Annotated in this window: 12 protein-coding genes; 2 read left to right on the top strand and 10 right to left on the bottom strand. The window is 70.7% G+C overall.

The window, feature by feature from the left end; all coding sequences use genetic code 11:
- Nucleotides 1–109: 109 nt before the first annotated feature.
- Genes whiA through uvrA form a run of 5 tightly spaced genes read right to left on the bottom strand, consistent with a single transcriptional unit; the run spans nt 110 to nt 7,893 of the window.
- On the bottom strand, nt 110–1,090 hold the full coding sequence (whiA, locus tag ATL40_RS06370; RefSeq protein ID WP_098468806.1) for a DNA-binding protein WhiA: 981 nt from the start codon (nt 1,088–1,090) through the stop codon (nt 110–112).
- A 54-nt stretch (nt 1,091–1,144) separates the two neighbouring features.
- A complete protein-coding gene (locus tag ATL40_RS06375) occupies nt 1,145–2,119 on the bottom strand; it encodes a gluconeogenesis factor YvcK family protein (protein WP_098468807.1) in 975 nt (324 codons plus the stop codon).
- Nucleotide 2,120: 1 nt separating this feature from the next.
- On the bottom strand, nt 2,121–3,098 hold the full coding sequence (gene rapZ / locus ATL40_RS06380; RefSeq protein ID WP_098468808.1) for an RNase adapter RapZ: 978 nt from the start codon (nt 3,096–3,098) through the stop codon (nt 2,121–2,123).
- A complete protein-coding gene (gene uvrC, locus ATL40_RS06385; protein WP_098468809.1) occupies nt 3,095–5,038 on the bottom strand; it encodes an excinuclease ABC subunit UvrC in 1,944 nt (647 codons plus the stop codon). The genes rapZ and uvrC overlap by 4 nt, the downstream gene beginning before the upstream one ends.
- On the bottom strand, nt 5,035–7,893 hold the full coding sequence (uvrA, locus tag ATL40_RS06390) for an excinuclease ABC subunit UvrA (protein WP_245866831.1): 2,859 nt from the start codon (nt 7,891–7,893) through the stop codon (nt 5,035–5,037). Before uvrA ends, uvrC begins: the two co-directional genes overlap by 4 nt.
- 126 nt (nt 7,894–8,019) lie before the next feature.
- Here uvrA and ATL40_RS06395 point away from each other — a divergent pair, with 126 nt between their 5' ends.
- On the top strand, nt 8,020–8,316 hold the full coding sequence (locus ATL40_RS06395; RefSeq protein WP_245866834.1) for a YciI family protein: 297 nt from the start codon (nt 8,020–8,022) through the stop codon (nt 8,314–8,316).
- A gap of 21 nt (nt 8,317–8,337) precedes the next feature.
- Here ATL40_RS06395 and ATL40_RS06400 read toward each other — a convergent pair whose 3' ends face one another.
- The 3 genes from ATL40_RS06400 to uvrB all read right to left on the bottom strand — a co-directional run bounded on the left by ATL40_RS06400 (nt 8,338) and on the right by uvrB (nt 12,613).
- Entirely contained in the window at nt 8,338–9,354 is a 1,017-nt protein-coding gene (locus ATL40_RS06400) for a TerC family protein (protein WP_245866838.1), read from the bottom strand.
- Between the two features lie 5 nt (nt 9,355–9,359).
- A complete protein-coding gene (locus ATL40_RS06405; protein WP_098470336.1) occupies nt 9,360–10,367 on the bottom strand; it encodes a TerC family protein in 1,008 nt (335 codons plus the stop codon).
- A 164-nt stretch (nt 10,368–10,531) separates the two neighbouring features.
- Nucleotides 10,532–12,613: an excinuclease ABC subunit UvrB gene (gene uvrB / locus ATL40_RS06410; RefSeq protein WP_098468810.1), complete on the bottom strand. Its 2,082-nt coding sequence runs from the start codon at nt 12,611–12,613 to the stop codon at nt 10,532–10,534.
- A 117-nt stretch (nt 12,614–12,730) separates the two neighbouring features.
- On the opposite strand from uvrB, the gene ATL40_RS06415 reads away from it, so the two are divergent.
- A complete protein-coding gene (locus ATL40_RS06415) occupies nt 12,731–13,162 on the top strand; it encodes an OsmC family peroxiredoxin (RefSeq protein ID WP_098468811.1) in 432 nt (143 codons plus the stop codon).
- A 5-nt stretch (nt 13,163–13,167) separates the two neighbouring features.
- Here the strand turns inward: ATL40_RS06415 and coaE are convergent, their stop codons facing one another.
- Together coaE and ATL40_RS06425 are read right to left on the bottom strand one after the other, a co-directional pair.
- Nucleotides 13,168–14,136 carry a dephospho-CoA kinase gene (gene coaE, locus ATL40_RS06420; protein WP_098468812.1) on the bottom strand — a complete coding sequence of 323 codons (969 nt, stop codon included), beginning with the start codon at nt 14,134–14,136 and terminating at the stop codon, nt 13,168–13,170.
- 20 nt (nt 14,137–14,156) lie between these two features.
- Nucleotides 14,157–14,771, bottom strand: coding sequence for a pyroglutamyl-peptidase I (locus ATL40_RS06425; protein WP_098468813.1), 615 nt, complete (start codon nt 14,769–14,771; stop codon nt 14,157–14,159).
- Between the last annotated feature and the right edge of the window lie 5 nt (nt 14,772–14,776).

Below are 14,776 nucleotides of genomic sequence, written 5' to 3' on the forward strand. Positions count from 1 at the left end.
ATGAACGACCCTACTACGCACCACCGGATTCGCCGGGGGGACCAAATGCCCGCTCAGCCCGTGGCGTAACCGGGCGGGCCGGACCATGAGGCACCAGACCCGGTGTCTGCTACAGGTCAAGCATCTCCGGCGTGAGGATGCTCTCGGTGTCGGGGATCCCGAGTTCCGCGGCGCGCTTGTCCGCCGTCGCCAGCAGCCGCCGGATCCTGCCGGCCACGGCGTCCTTTGTCAGCGGCGGATCGGAGTACTGGCCCAGTTCCTCCAGGGAGGCCTGGCGGTGCTCCAGCCGCAGGCGGCCGGCCTCCACGAGGTGCTCCGGCACCTCCTCCCCCAGGATCTCGAAGGCACGCTGCACCCGGGCCGAGGCCGCCACGGCGGCGCGTGCGGAACGACGCAGGTTCGCATCGTCAAAGTTCGCCAGCCGGTTCGCAGTACCACGGACCTCCCGGCGGGTGCGCCGCTCCTCCCAGACCAGCACCGCGTCGTGGGCGCCCATCCGGGTCAGCAGCGCCGCGATCGCGTCACCGTCGCGGACCACCACCCGGTCCACCCCGCGCACCTCACGCGCCTTGGCCGTGATGCCGAGGCGCCGCGCGGCGCCCACCAGGGCGAGTGCGGCCTCGGGCCCGGGGCAGGTCACCTCGAGGGCACAGGAACGACCTGGTTCCGTGAGCGAGCCGTGGGCGAGGAAGGCACCACGCCACGCCGCCACGGTGTCGCCGACACTGGCGGAGACCACCTGGGGCGGCAACCCTCGGACCGGGCGACCGCGCTGATCCAACAGGCCCGTCTGCCTGGCGAGCGCCTCCCCCTCGCGCACCACCCGGACCACGTACCGGTTGCCCTTGCGAAGGCCTCCACCGGAGACCACGATGATCTCGCTGGAGTGGCCGTACACCTCGGCGATAGCGACCCGGAGACGGCGTGCTGCGGCGGCGTTGTCGAGCTCGGCCTCGATCACGATGCGCCCGGAGATGATGTGAAGACCCCCGGCAAAACGCAGCGTCGCGGACACCTCGGCCTTTCGGCTCGAGGTCCGATCGATGCGAACTCTGGCCAGCTCGTCCTTGGCGGCTGCGGTCAGAGACATGGTCGCCATCCTGCCACCGAACCGCCTCCGCGTCCCACTCCGATCGAGATTGCCTCAACGATCCGTGACGTCACCCCACGTCGCCGTGAACGCATCGCGGTAGGCGGCGGCGAGCCGCAGCGGATCGTGCCGCGCGGTCCCGTCATCGGCCCGCACCTGGCGCAGCAGCAGGCGTGCCCCCAGCGAGCGGGTCACGTCCTCGAGGTCGCTCACATCGTCCACCCAGGCGGGGTCCGCGAGCACGACGTCGGGGCGCAGGTCCGGGTCCACCTCGGCCAGCACGCGCACGTGGTCGGCGGCGGTGAAGCCGTCGGTCTCCCCCTCCTGCTGCTGCAGGTTCAGGGTGAGCGCGAGGTGGGATGCGGTGTGGATCGCCTCGCGCAGGGGCGCCACCTGGAGGTGCGGCAGCACGGAGGTGTACCAGGAGCCGGGTCCCAGGACCACCCAGTCCGCGGCCCGGATCGCCTCCAGCGTCGCACCGCACATCCGGGGTTCCTCGGGTAGCAACCGCACCTGGGCGACCCGGCCGGTGGTGACCGCAACACGGGACTGGCCCCGAACCACGCGGTCGGGATAGCCCTCGCGGTGCACATCCGCCTCGATGACCAGCGGCTCCTCGGCCATCGGCAGGACCCGTCCGCGCACCCCCATGAGCAGCGCGAGACGGGTGAGTCCCTCCACCACGTCTCCACGCTCGGCCCAGGCACCCGCGAGCATGAGGTTGCCCAGTGCGTGCCCGTCCAACGGACCGTCGGTGGCGAACCGGTGCTGGAGCAGGTCGTGCCACGCCCGACCCTGGGGGGTGTCGTCGCACAACGCAGCCAACGCCATGCGCAGGTCGCCCGGTGGCAGGATCCCCATCTCGTGGCGCAGCCGCCCCGAGGAGCCACCGTCGTCCGCCACCGTGACCACGGCGGTGAGGTCAGGGGTCAGATGCCGCAGGGCGAGCAGCGAGGCCGCGAGCCCGTGCCCGCCCCCGAGCGCCACGATCCGACTGGGCTCGATCCGCAGCGGGTCCAGGGCGCGCACGTCACTCCCTCCCGAGGTCGCGGTGCACGTTGCGCACGAGGTGACCCCTGGCCCGCAGCAGCACTCCCAGGCGTTCGCTGAGTGCCACCGAGCGGTGCTTGCCGCCGGTGCAGCCCACCGCCACCGTCAGGTAGTGCTTCTGCTCCGCGACGTAGCCCGCGAGGATCGGGTCCAACAACGCGGCATAGCCCTCGATGAACTCGGCGGCGCCCGGCAGACCGAGCACGTACTCGGCCACGGGGGCGTCCTTCCCCGTGAGATGACGCAGTTCGGTCACCCAGTAGGGGTTCGCGAGGAACCGTGCGTCCACCACATGGTCTGCGTCCAGCGGGATGCCGTACTTGAAGCCGAAGGACTGCACCGTGATCGCCAACGGGTGGGAGTCCTCCCCCGCCACGATCTCGCGCACCCTGCCGGCCAGTTCGTGCACGGTCAGGGTGGAGGTGTCCAGGTAGGTGTCCGCCCGACGACGCAGGTCCTGGGTGAGGTCGCGCTCGGCCGCGATCCCATCGATGATCGTGCCCTCACCCTGCAGCGGGTGCGGGCGGCGCACCTGCTCGTAGCGACGCACCAGGGTGGCGTCGTCGGCGTCCAGGTACACGATGCGGTATTCGATCCCCTGCGCACGGAATGCCTCCAGCACGGCGGAGAGCTCGGCGAAGAACTCCTTCCCGCGCACGTCCACCACCGCCGCGAGACGCCGCACGCCACCGCTCGGGGACATCATCCCCACCATCGGCGCCAGGAGCCGCGGTGGAAGATTGTCCACCACGTACCAGTCCAGGTCCTGCAGCACGGCCGCCGTGCGGGTGCGCCCGGCGCCGGACATCCCGGAGACGATGAGGACCTCGCTCCGCTCGCGCGGTGGCGCCGTGGCCCGCGCCTCCAGCAGTGGGATGCCATCTGGAACGGTCACGGGGTCTGCCTCACCGGGCAGTGCCTCGCCCGCAGGCGGGTCGGGCGGCGGCTTCTCGGTCATGGCTCCAGGATGCCAGGTGCCGCCAGTGCCTCGCTGAGGGTGGCCGCGAGCCGCGGGCCGAATCCCTTCACCGCGGCGATCTCCTCCACGCTCGCAGCCCGGATGCCCTTGACGGAACCGAACTGCTTCAGCAGGGCCTTCTGCCGCGCCGGGCCGAGGCCCGGGATGTCGTCGAGCACGGACCGGGTCATCGCCGCGCCGCGCCGCTTGCGGTGCGCGGTGATGGCGAAGCGGTGGGCCTCGTCCCGGATCCGCTGCAGCAGGTAGAGGCCCTCGGAGGTGCGGGGCAGGACCAGGGGGAACTCCTCCCCCGGTAGCCACACCTCCTCCAGGCGCTTGGCCAGACCGATCAGCGCCACATCCACCACACCCGCCTCGGACACGGCCCGGGCGGCGGCCGCCACCTGGGGGGCTCCGCCGTCGACCACGATGAGGTTGGGCGGGTAGGCGAAGCGGCGCGGCCTGCCCGTGTCGGGGTCCACCCGCCCCAGCGGCACGCCGTCGGCATCCACCTCGGTGGAGGTGGCCGAGGCCTCCCGCTCCTGGGCCAGGCGCCGCAAGCGGCGCGTGAGGACCTCGTGCATCGCCTCGGTATCGTCCCTGGCACCCTCGCCGGACTCACCCCGCACCACGAACTGGCGGTAGTCGGACTTCTTGGGCAGTCCGTCCTCGAAGACCACCATGGACCCGACCTGGTGCGTACCGCCCGTGGTGGAGATGTCGTAGCACTCGATCCGCAGCGGCGAGGCCGGCAGGTCCAACTCCTCCTGCAGCTGCGCGAGCGCCAGCGACCGAGCCGTGAGGTCGCCGGCGCGGCGTGTCTTGTGCAGGGCCAGGGCGCCGTCGGCATTGCTGCGGACGGTGTCCATCAGGGCGCGCTTGTCCCCGCGCTGGGGCACCCGGATCTCCACCCGGGAGCCGCGCGTGTTGCTGAGCAGTTCGGTCAGTTCGGGGGCGTCCGCGGGGAGCACCGGGACCAGGACCTCCCGGGGCACCTCCACGCCACGCTCGGCGTAGACCTGCTGCAGGAGACGCTCGGTGAGCTCGCTCTCGTCGAGGTCCTCCACGCGTTCGGACACCCAGCCCCGCTGCCCGCGGATCCGGCCGCCGCGGACGTGGAAGACCTGGACGGAGATCTCCAGCTCGTCGCTGGCCAGGGCGAACACGTCCGCGTCGGTCCCATCCGGCAGGACCACAGCATTCTTCTCCACCACGCGGCGCAGCGCCGCCAGGTCATCGCGCAGGCGCGCCGCACGCTCGAAGTCGAGCTCGTCGGACGCCTCCCGCATCTGCCGCTCGACGCGCCGCACGAACGTCGCGGTCTCCCCCGCCATGAACCGGCAGAAGTCCTCCGCCAGGTCACGGTGCTCGGCCGGTGAGATCCGACCCACGCACGGCGCCGAGCACTTCTCGATGTAGCCCAGCAGGCACGGGCGCCCGCTGGCCGCGGCGCGCCGGTAGACCCCCGCGCTGCAACTGCGGATCGGGAACACCCGCAGCAGCAGGTCCACGGTCTCGCGGATCGCCCAGGCATGGGAGTAGGGCCCGAAGTAGCGGGTGCCGGCGCGCTTCGCCCCGCGCATCACCTGCACCCGGGGGATCTCCTCGGCCATCGTGACGGCGAGGTAGGGGTAGGACTTGTCGTCACGGTACTTGACGTTGAAGCGCGGGTCGAACTCCTTGATCCAGGAGTACTCCAGGCTCAGTGCCTCCACCTCGGTGCCCACCACGGTCCACTGCACCTGACTCGCGGTGGTCACCATCCGCGCCGTGCGCGGATGCAGGGTGTGCAGCGGCGCGAAGTAGTTGGCCAGACGCGCGCGCAGGCTCTTGGCCTTGCCGACGTAGATGACGCGGCCGGTGGGGTCGCTGAAGCGGTACACCCCCGGGGAGTCGGGGATCTCCCCGGGGGCCGGACGGTAGGAGGCGGGGTCGCTCACGCCCCGACGCGCTCGCGCTCGGGTGCCTCCAGGAGATCCTGCAGGAAGGAACCGGTATAGCTCTCCGGGACGCGGGCCACGTCCTCCGGTGTGCCCTGCGCCACCACGCGCCCGCCGCCGGAGCCGCCCTCCGGTCCCATGTCGATCACCCAGTCGGCGTTGCGGATCACGTCCAGGTTGTGCTCGATCACCAGCACGGAGTTGCCCTTGTCCACCAGGCCCTGCAGCACCTCGAGCAGGCGACGGATGTCCTCGAAGTGCAGACCCGTGGTCGGCTCGTCCAGCACGTAGACCGTGCGACCGGTGCTGCGCCGCTGCAACTCGCTGGCGAGCTTCACGCGCTGCGCCTCGCCGCCCGAGAGGGTCGTCGCGCTCTGCCCCAGCCGCACGTACCCCAGGCCCACGTTCACCAGAGTGGTCAGGTGCCGCGCGATCGCCGGGACGGCGGCGAAGAAGTCCGCCGCCTCGGAGATCGGCATGTCCAGCACCTCGGCGACCGTCTTGCCCTTGTAGCGCACCTCGAGGGTCTCCCGGTTGTACCGCGCCCCCTCGCACACCTCGCAGGGCACGTAGACGTCCGGCAGGAAGTTCATCTCGATCTTCAGGGTGCCATCGCCGCTGCACGCCTCGCAGCGTCCGCCCTTGACGTTGAAGGAGAACCGCCCCGGCCCGTAGCCGCGCACCTGCGCCTCCTGGGTCTGCGCGAAGAGCTTGCGCACGTGGTCCCAGACGCCGGTGTAGGTGGCGGGGTTGGAGCGCGGCGTGCGGCCGATCGGCCCCTGGTCCACGTGGACCACCTTGTCGAGGTTGTCCAGGCCGGTCACCCGCTTGTGCCTACCGGGGACGCGTCGCGCCTTGTTCAGTTCGTTCGCGAGCACGGTGTACAGGATCGAGTTCACCAGCGTCGACTTCCCGGATCCGGAGACCCCCGTGACGGCGGTGAGCACGCCGAGCGGGAAGGTGACCGTGACGTCGTGCAGGTTGTTCTCGCGGGCACCCACCACGGTGACCTCGCGCCCGGGGGTCGGGGCGCGGCGCGTGGCGGGCACGGGGATCGAGCGGCGGCCGGCGAGGTAGGCCCCGGTCACGGACTCCTTCGCGCTCAGCAGCCCCGCGTAGTCCCCCGAGTGCACGATCCGGCCGCCGTGTTCGCCGGCGCCCGGGCCGATGTCCACCACCCAGTCCGCGGCGCGGATGGTGTCCTCGTCGTGTTCGACGACGATGAGGGTGTTCCCGAGGTCGCGCAGCCGGGTCAAGGTGTCGATGAGGCGGCGGTTGTCCCGCTGGTGCAGCCCGATGCTGGGCTCGTCCAGCACGTAGAGCACGCCCACCAGTCCGGAACCGATCTGGGTGGCGAGGCGGATGCGCTGCGCCTCGCCACCCGAGAGGGTGGCGCTCGGACGCGAGAGGGTGAGGTAGTCCAGGCCCACGTCGAGCAGGAAGGAGAGCCGAGCCTGGATCTCCTTGAGCACGGCGCCGGCCACGACCTGCTCGCGGGGCCCGAGCTCGAGGCGCTCCAGCACCTCCTTGGCGCCGTCGATGGACAGGTCGCACAACTGCGCGATGGAGTAGCCGGAGACCCGCACGGCGAGCACCTCGGGCTTGAGGCGGGCGCCCTGGCACACCGGGCAGGGCACCTCACGCATGTAGCCCTCGTACCGTTCGCGCGAGTAGTCCGACTCGGTCTCGGCGTGACGGCGCTTGACGAAGGAAAGCACCCCCTCGAAGCCGGAGGAGTACTGACGCTGCCGACCCCACCGGTTGGTGTAACGGACCTTCACCTCGTGGTCCTCACCGTGCAGCAGGGCCTTCTTCGCGCGGGCGGGCAGGGCGCGCCACGGGACGTCCATGGCGAACCCCAGTTGCTCCGCCAGGGCGGTCATCTGCCGTTGGAAGTACTCGGCACTGCCCTGGGTCCAGGGCGCGATCGCCCCCTCGGCCAGGCTCAGCTCGTCGTCGGGCACCACGAGGTCGGGGTCCACCTCCAGTCGCGTGCCGATGCCGGTGCACTCGGGGCAGGCACCGTAGGGGGCGTTGAAGGAGAACGTGCGCGGCTCGATCTCGTCCAGCGCGAGCGGGTGGTCGTTGGGGCAGGCGCGCTTCTCGGAGAAGCGCCGCTCGCGCTGCGGGTCCTCGGGCTCCAGGTCCACGAGGTCCACGAGCACCAGGCCCTCGGCCAGACGCAGTGCGGTCTCGACGGAGTCGGTGATGCGCTGCTTCGCGCTGGCGCGGACCACGAGGCGGTCCACGACCACGTCGATGGTGTGCTTGAGCTTCTTCTCCAGCGCCGGCGGCTCCGCGAGCGGCACCACCTCGCCGTCCACCCGGGCGCGCGCGAACCCCTGCTGCCGCAGGTCGCGGAAGAGGTCCTCGTACTCACCCTTGCGGCCCCGCACCACGGGTGCGAGCACCTGGAACCTGGTGCCCTCCTCCAGCTCGAGCAGGCGGTCGACGATCTGCTGCGGGGTCTGGGAGGTGACACGCTCCTGACAGACCGGGCAGTGCTGGGTCCCGGCGCGGGCGAACAGCAGCCGCAGGTAGTCATACACCTCGGTGATCGTGCCCACCGTCGAGCGCGGGTTGCGGTTCGTGGACTTCTGGTCGATCGACACGGCCGGGGAGAGTCCCTCGATGAAGTCGACGTCCGGCTTGTCCATCTGCCCCAGGAACTGCCGGGCGTAGGCGGACAGGGACTCCACGTACCGACGCTGGCCCTCGGCGAAGATGGTGTCGAAGGCCAGGGAGGACTTGCCGGATCCCGACAGCCCGGTGAACACGACCAGGCTGTCACGCGGCAGGTCGATCGAGACGTTGCGCAGGTTGTGCTCGCGGGCACCCGAGACGATGAGACTCACGCCGCCATGCTAATCGCGCCCACCCCCATCTCGCACAGATGTTCGAGCAGAGCGGAATCCAGATCGTGCTCGCTAGGCTGATCGCGCGGCCGGGACCGGCCCGTCGCGCAACCACCGGAGGACACCGTGGCCGTTCAGATCGTCGAGTACCGCTACCAGGTGGGCGCACAGGCCGAGCGGCTGCGCGACGAGGTGCGCCCGCGGCACCGCGACTTCCTGCGCACCCTCCTGGACGCCGGGAGCCTGCTGGCCTCCGGGCCGCTGGTCGAGACTCCGGGCGCGATGCTGCTCCTCGTGGCGCCCGATGCCGAGGCGGCGACGGCGTTACTCGCCGAGGACCCGTTCCTGACCGAGGGTGTGGTGGCCGAGGTCGGGGTCCGCGGGTGGAAGCCGGTGATCGGCCCGTTCGCCGACCGGATCTGAGGGACCCGCGGGGCGGGACGGTCAGCGGGAGGCGTCCTCGGCGTCCTGGGTGTCCTGGGTGTCCTGGACGCGCGGCGGCCAGAGCAGGCTCGCGACGGCGGCGATGGCCAGGAAGCCGATGATGACCGCCAGCGAGAGCCAGGTGGGGATCTCCGGCGCCCACGGCACCCCCTGACCACCGTTGATGAACGGCACCGTGTTGCCGTGCAGGGCCTCCAGGATGAGCTTCACCCCGATGAAGGCGAGCACCGCCGCGAGGCCGTAGCTGAGGTAGGCGAGGCGCTCCATGAGCCCATCCAGCATGAAGTACAGCTGGCGCAGGCCCATGAGCGCGAAGATGTTGGCGCTGAAGACGATGAACGGGTCACTGGTGAGCCCGAAGATCGCCGGGATCGAGTCCAGCGCGAACAGCAGGTCGGTGGTGCCGAGCGCGAGGATGACCAGGAGCATCGGCGTGACCATGCGCCGGCCGTCGATGCGGGTGGTCAGGCGCGCACCGTCGTAGTCCGGGGCGACGGGCATCACGCGCCGCACCACCCGCACCAGGACGTTCTCGGAGTACTCCTCCTCGTTCTGCCCGCCGACCATCTTCACGGCGGTGACCAGCAGCACCACCCCGAAGAGGTAGAACACCCAGCTGAAGCGCTCGATGATCGCGGCACCCACGAGGATCAGGCCCGCCCGCAGCACCAGGGCGATGAGGATGCCGATCATCAGGGTGCGCTGCTGCTGCAGGTGCGGCACCGCGAAGGAGCCCATGATGAGGGCGAACACGAACAGGTTGTCCAGCGAGAGGGAGTACTCCGTGAGCCACCCGGCCAGGAACTCCCCCGCCGGCGCGCTGCCGCCCACCGTGAGGACAAGGAGGGCGAACACGAGCGCGAGGCCGACGTAGAAGGCGACCCAGCGCGCGCTCTCGGCGAAGCTGGGCACGTGCGGACGCCGCCCGACGACCACCAGGTCGATCACGAGGATGGCCGCGAGTACCACCAGTGAGGCGACCTCGAACCAGAGCGGCAGCTCGTGCGTGCCCAGCACCCCGATCAGTCCCGCGCGCCGTCGTCGTCGGCCGCGGCGGATGTGAGCGCGGCATCCCGCCGGGACTTGGCCAGGCTCGCGACGGTGGTGATCGTCAGCACCCCGACGATGAAGATCAGCGAGAAGGCGATGGACACCTCGGGCACGCTGACGTGCTCACCGCCGTTGATGAACGGGAGCTCGTTCTCATGCAACGCGTGCAGCACGAGCTTGACCCCGATGAACGCGAGGATCGCCGCCAGGCCGTAGTTCAGGTACACGAGGCGGTCCAGCAGGCCGTCCACCAGGAAGAAGAGCTGCCGCAGCCCCAGCAGGGAGAAGGCGTTGGCGGCAAAGATCAGGAAGACCTCCTGGGTGAGGCCGAAGATCGCGGGGATCGAGTCGATCGCGAACAGGATGTCGGCGCTGCCGATCGCCACCATCACCAGCAGCATCGGCGTGATGTGCCAGCGGCCGTCGTGCTTCACCCAGATCCGGTCGCCGTGGTAGGAATCCGTCACCGGGAAGATCCGGCGCACCCAGCGCACGAGGAAGTTCTCGCGCTTCTCGTCAGTCTCCTCGGTGTGACGCAGCTGCGCGATCGCCGTCCAGATCAGGAACGCACCGAAGATGTAGAACACCCAGGCGAAGTTGTTGACGATCTCCGCACCGATGAAGATGAAGATCGTGCGCAGCACGAGTGCCAGGATGATGCCGACGAACAGCACCTTCTGCTGGTTCTCGCGCGGCACCGAGAACGCGCCCATGATCAGGACGAACACGAAGAGGTTGTCCAGGGAGAGGCTCTTCTCGGTGATGTAGCCCGCGAAGTACTCAGCGCCGTAGGGGCTCGGGAACATCACGAGGATGGCGACCCCGAACAGCAGCGCGATCGCGACGTAGGCCGCCGACCAGATCGCCGCCTCGCGCAGGGTCGGTGCGTGCGGCTTACGGACGTGGCCGAACAGGTCGACGGCCAGCATCGCGACGATGCCGGCCACTGTGACCGCCCACAACCAGACAGGAACATCCATGGGTACACCCTTCGGTACCGACGACTGGGAACCGAAGGTCTTCTCCGGCCGCGTGCGGCCCAGCAGCACCGGGAACCCGCCGTTGGGCGCCGTGGTGACGATGCTGCTGCTCGGGAGTACTCCCCTTCGTCGTCAGAGCATACGCGATGAGGGCGCGCCCGCCCTCAACTCGTGGCGGCCACCATCTGGCGCAACTCCTTCTTCAGGTCGGAGATCTCGTCGCGCAGCCGCGCCGCGACCTCGAACTTGAGCTCGGCGGCTGCGGTGTGCATCTGGTCGGAGAGTTCCTGGATGAGCTCCGCGAGGTCCGATGCCGCGGCACCGGCCAGGCGCTCACGAGCCGAGGAGCCCGTGGGCTTCGGCGCCGCCCCGCCCTTGCGGTAGCCACCCGCGAGCAGTTCCTTGGTGTCGACGTCCTCGCGCGCGAGCTGATCGGTGATGTCGGTGATCCGCTTGCGCAGCGGGGTCGGGTCGATCCCGTGCTCGGCGTTGTAGGCGAGCTGCTTCTCCCGGCGCCGGTCGGTCTCTTCCAGCGCGCGCCGCATGGACGGCGTGATGGTGTCGGCGTACATGTGCACCTGGCCCGAGACGTTGCGCGCCGCGCGACCGATCGTCTGGATGAGGGAGGTCTCCGAACGCAGGAACCCCTCCTTGTCGGCATCCAGGATCGCCACCAGGGAGACCTCGGGTAGGTCGAGGCCCTCGCGCAGCAGGTTGATTCCCACCAGCACGTCGTACACGCCCATCCGCAGGTCGCGCAGCAGTTCGATGCGCCTGAGGGTGTCCACCTCCGAGTGCAGGTAGGCGACCTTCACCCCCCGCTCGAGCAGGTAGTCCGAGAGGTCCTCGGCCATCTTCTTCGTCAGGGTGGTCACCAGCACGCGCTCGTCGCGCTCGGTGCGCTGGCGGATCTCCCCGAGCAGGTCGTCGATCTGCCCCTTCGGGGGCTTGATCACCACCTGCGGATCCACCAGCCCGGTGGGCCGGATGACCTGCTCCACCACGCCGTCGGACTGCCCCAGTTCGTAGTCGCCGGGGGTCGCGGACAAGAACACGGTCTGCCCGATCCGCTCCAGGAACTCCTCCCAGCGCAGCGGCCGGTTGTCCATGGCGCTCGGGAGGCGGAACCCGTGGTCCACGAGGGTGCGCTTGCGGGAGGAGTCGCCCTCGAACATCGCGCCGATCTGCGGCACGGTCTGGTGCGACTCGTCGATGATGAGCAGGAAGTCCTCCGGGAAGAAGTCCAGCAGGGTGTTGGGTGCGGACCCCGGCACGCGGCCGTCGATGTGGCGGGAGTAGTTCTCGATGCCGGAGCACGTGCCGATCTGCCGCATCATCTCGATGTCGTACGTGGTGCGCATCCGCAGCCGCTGCGCCTCCAGCAACCGGCCACCGCCCTCGAGTTCGGCGAGGCGTTCCTCGAGCTCCGCCTCGATGGTGCCGATCGCGCGCTCCATGCGCTCGGGGCCGGCGACGTAGTGCGTGGCCGGGAAGATGTGGATCTCCTCCTCCTGCCGCACCACGTCACCCGTCAACGGGTGCAGGGTGGCGATCGCCTCGATGTCGTCCCCGAAGAACTCGATCCGGATCGCCAGCTCCTCGTACACGGGGATGATCTCCACCGTGTCCCCCCGTACCCGGAAGGTGCCGCGCTGGAAGGAGGCGTCGTTGCGGGCGTACTGCATGGTGACGAACTGCCGCAGCAGCGCGTCGCGATCCACCACGTCCCCCACCCGCAGCCGCACCATCCGGTCCACGTACTCCTGGGGCGTGCCCAGGCCGTAGATGCAGGACACGGAGGCGACCACCACCACGTCGCGCCGGGTGAGCAGCGAGTTCGTGGCGGAGTGCCGCAACCGTTCCACCTCCTCGTTGATCGAGGAGTCCTTCTCGATGTAGGTGTCCGAGGAGGGCACGTACGCCTCGGGCTGGTAGTAGTCGTAGTAGGAGACGAAGTACTCCACCGCATTGTTCGGCAGCAGCTCCCGGAACTCCGTGGCCAGCTGCGCGGCAAGGGTCTTGTTCGGCGCCATCACCAGGGTGGGGCGTTGGACCTGTTCGATGAGCCACGCGGTGGTCGCGGACTTCCCGGTGCCGGTGGCGCCGAGCAGCACGATGTCCTTCTCCCCCGCGTTCAGCCGCTCGGTCAACTCCGCGATCGCCGTGGGCTGGTCGCCTGAGGGCGTGTACTCCGAGACCACCTCGAACGGGGCGACGGTGCGCTGCAGATCGGATACGGGTCGCATGCGACAACGGTACGTGGGCCCTCCGACATCCTGACACCACTCGACACCGACCACACCCACGGGGGCAGGATGGTGACGAGGTGGCGCACGCCACCACCCGTCGACGAAGGGACTGCCATGCCCACCCCCACCACCTCCAGCGCGAGCACGGTCTGGCTCGGCGACCTCGCCTCCGGCTCCGGCCGCACCGAACCCGCCAGCGGCGCCTTCGGCCCCGTGGACGTCTCCTGGAAGTCGCGCACCGGCGAGATGGGCGGCCAGACGACCCCGGAGGAGCTCATCGCCACGGCGCACGCGTCCTGCTACGCGATGGCGCTCTCCCACGAGCTCGCCGGGAAGGGCACCCCGCCCACCCGGGTGGAGACCTCCGCCGCGGTCGACTTCGTGGCCGGTGAGGGCATCACCGGCATCGCCCTGACGGTCGAGGCCGAGGTGCCCGGGATCTCCGAGGAGGACTTCCTCGCCGTCGCCGAGGCCGCCAAGACCGGCTGCCCGGTCTCGGCCGCGCTCTCGGCGGTGCCGATCACGCTGGCGGCCACGCTGCGCTGAGGCGATCAGGCGGTGCCGACGCGGATCCGGGCTTCTCGGCCCGGGTCCGCGCTGCCATGCAGGTGACCGCCCTCGCCATCGACCCCGGCGGGCAGCCGCGGGAAACCGCCCTCGTGCAGGCGGTCCCGCACCGTGGACACCGGATGAGGCCCGCCCGCCCGCCGCGCGCTGGACACCCCCACGACCACCCGCACGACGAGGTCGACACCGTCCGTGCCGTCCGTGCCGTCCGTGTCGTCCTCCCCGGGGGGTGCCGGGTGGTCGATCCCCGCCACCAGGTCACCCCCGAGGTGCCGGATCCGTGCCGCGAGGCGTGCCGCCGCCGCGGGATCGAGGCGGCCGGAGTCGCCCTCCACCGCGCGCCGCTCGCGAACGTTCGCCTCGTACGGCACCAGGCGTTCGCTCCAGAGCCGCTCCAGCGCGGCCCGGGTGTGCGCCGGCCCCGCGCTCGTGTCCAGGAACACGTCGGCCACCGCCGCCCGCTCCTGGTCGCTCGCCTGGGCGGCGATCCGCCGCTCGACCGCCTCCGAGTCCATCCCGCGTTCCGAGACCGCCCGCCGCACCCTCTCGGCCTCGGGGGCGTGCGTCACCAGGACGAGGTGGTAGCGCGGGGCCAGGCCGTTCTCGACCAGCAGCGGCACGTCGTGCACCACGATCGCATCCTGGGGTGCCGCCGCGACCCGCGCCTCGAACGCCCTGGCCACGGCGGGATGGACGATGCCCTCGAGCGCCGACCGGGCGTCGTCGTCGGAGAACACGAGGCGGGCCAGCGCCGCGCGGTCCAGGGCCCCGGACTCCTGGAGCACCGCGGGGCCGAATTCGCGCACCACGGCCGCGAGGCCCGGGGTCCCGGGTTCGAGGACCTCGCGGGAGAGTCGGTCGGCATCCACGACCACCGCCCCCAGCGCGGCGAGGTGAGAGGCGGCGGTCGATTTCCCCGAGGCGATCCCCCCGGTCAGGCCCACGAGCAGCATGGCTCCAGGCTAGGGGTTGCTCAGGCGATCGCCCCGCCGATCAGGCGCGAATCCGCGGTGCCGAGCTCCAGCGCGGTGGCCAGCGCCTCCCGGACGCACGCGGCGAAGTCCGCCACGTCCTCCTCGGCGCGCAGCTCGGGCACATGCGCGAACCCGACCGGGGCGCCGGGCAGCAGGCCGAGGGCGTGGTACATGACGGCGTTGCACACATAGCTCCCGGCGCTGAGCGAGGAGGTCAGCGGCAGGCCCCGCTCCGCGGCCCGCGCCAGGGTCGCCTTGACGGGGAGCGTGGTGAACCGGGCCGCAGGCCCCGCGGGATCGACCGGTTCGTCCACCGGCTGCGCGCCGTCGTTGTCGGGGATGCGCGCATCGGCGAGGTTGATCGCCACCCGCTCCAGGCGCACCCGGTCGGTGCCCGCCGCGAGACCGAGGCAGAGCACGACGGCGGGGCGAACCCGGGTGATCGCCTCACGCAGCGCGAGGGGTGCGCCGGCGAACGTCACCGGGAGCCGCTCCGGGACCAGCACGCCCGGACCCTCCCAGGTCCGGGCCACCTCACGTGCCACCTCCCAGGAGGAGTTCGTCGCATCGCCGCCGAACGGCTCGAACCCGGTGACCAGAACGGTTCGTGTCATGGGGA

This window comes from Serinibacter salmoneus, assembly GCF_002563925.1.
GTDB lineage: Bacteria > Actinomycetota > Actinomycetes > Actinomycetales > Beutenbergiaceae > Serinibacter > Serinibacter salmoneus.

What these genes read in the sequence shown, in the direction of transcription:
- coaE (WP_098468812.1), bottom strand. Translation starts at nt 14,136, where the DNA reads ATGCTGCTCGTGGGCCTGACCGGGGGGATCGCCTCGGGGAAATCGACC.
- uvrB (WP_098468810.1), bottom strand. Translation starts at nt 12,613, where the DNA reads ATGCGACCCGTATCCGATCTGCAGCGCACCGTCGCCCCGTTCGAGGTG.
- whiA (WP_098468806.1), bottom strand. Translation starts at nt 1,090, where the DNA reads ATGTCTCTGACCGCAGCCGCCAAGGACGAGCTGGCCAGAGTTCGCATC.
- ATL40_RS06415 (WP_098468811.1), top strand. Translation starts at nt 12,731, where the DNA reads ATGCCCACCCCCACCACCTCCAGCGCGAGCACGGTCTGGCTCGGCGAC.
- rapZ (WP_098468808.1), bottom strand. Translation starts at nt 3,098, where the DNA reads ATGACCGAGAAGCCGCCGCCCGACCCGCCTGCGGGCGAGGCACTGCCC.
- ATL40_RS06405 (WP_098470336.1), bottom strand. Translation starts at nt 10,367, where the DNA reads ATGGATGTTCCTGTCTGGTTGTGGGCGGTCACAGTGGCCGGCATCGTC.
- ATL40_RS06425 (WP_098468813.1), bottom strand. Translation starts at nt 14,771, where the DNA reads ATGACACGAACCGTTCTGGTCACCGGGTTCGAGCCGTTCGGCGGCGAT.